The organism is Sphingomonas populi, from assembly GCF_004208535.1.
Classification (GTDB): Bacteria; Pseudomonadota; Alphaproteobacteria; order Sphingomonadales; family Sphingomonadaceae; genus Sphingomonas; species Sphingomonas populi.
This window is the reverse complement of record NZ_SGIS01000156.1, coordinates 1-1,152: the sequence shown is the minus strand read 5'-3', so window position 1 is coordinate 1,152 and position 1,152 is coordinate 1. Positions and strand designations below refer to the sequence as shown.

Annotated in this window: 1 protein-coding gene; it reads left to right on the top strand. The window is 62.2% G+C overall.

What is annotated here, in order from left to right; translation table 11 throughout:
• The first annotated feature begins 72 nt into the window (after positions 1-72).
• Complete coding sequence (locus tag EWE75_RS24680; RefSeq protein WP_130160645.1) at positions 73-1,152, top strand: IS630 family transposase; 1,080 nt, start codon at positions 73-75, stop codon at positions 1,150-1,152.

The window sequence follows — 1,152 nt, the reverse complement described above, 5'->3', positions numbered from 1 at the left end:
CTAGTGGATTGATCGTGACGGATGAGTCCTTTTGAGGATTCCGCCTAGCGCTGCATTGTGCGACCAAGGGGTATGCGTAGCGGTATCACCTTCGTCGTCACGGCACCGGATCGGGCGCGGCTTGAGGCCCTCGTTTCGGCACGTGGTTCCCCGCAGAAGCACGTATGGCGGGCGCGGATCATTCTTCTGACGGATGACGGGCTGGGTACCGTTTCTATCATGGCGGAGACGGGCAAGTCGAAGACTTGCGTGTGGCGATGGCAAGAGCGGTATATGGCCGAAGGCGTCGATGGTCTCCTCCGCGACAAAACCCGTCCCCCTGGCATCGCACCGCTCGAGACGACGCTCGTCGACAAGGTCGTAGCGTTGACGCTCGAGCCACCGGCTCAGGAGGCTACGCACTGGACCGTGCGCGCGATGGCCAAGGCAATGGGCATTGCGGCGTCCTCGGTCGTGAAGATCTGGCACGACCACGGCCTGGCACCGCATCGCTGGCGCAGCTTCAAGCTGTCCAACGACAAGGCGTTTGCCGAGAAGTTGCACGACGTGGTCGGCCTCTACGTCTCGCCACCGGCGCACGCGATCGTGCTGTCGGTGGACGAGAAGAGCCAGATCCAGGCGCTCGACCGCACGCAACCCGGGCTGCCGCTCAAGCGCGGCCGGGGCGCGACCATGACCCACGATTACAAACGTAACGGGACAACCACGCTGTTCGCAGCGCTCAACGTACTCGACGGCTCGGTGATCGGGCGTAACATGCAGCGGCATCGGCACCAGGAGTTCATCCGTTTCCTGAACGCGGTGGAGGCCGAACTGCCGTCCGACAAGGCCGTCCACGTTATCCTCGACAACTACGCCACCCACAAACAGCCGAAGGTTCGCGCCTGGCTGGCCCGGCATCCGCGCTGGACCTTCCACTTCGTGCCTACGTCGTGTTCCTGGTTGAATGCCGTCGAGGGCTTCTTCGCTAAGCTGACCCGCCGGCGCCTGAAGAACGGGGTCTTCTGCTCCGTCGTCGATCTTCAGGCCGCCATCAACCGCTTCATAAAAGAGCATAATCAGGAACCGAAGCCGTTCGTCTGGAAGGCCAATCCCGATCAGATTATCGCAGCCGTCAGGCGCGGGCATCAAACGTTGGAATCAATCCACTAG

What these genes read in the sequence shown, in the direction of transcription:
- EWE75_RS24680 (WP_130160645.1), top strand. Translation starts at nt 73, where the DNA reads ATGCGTAGCGGTATCACCTTCGTCGTCACGGCACCGGATCGGGCGCGG.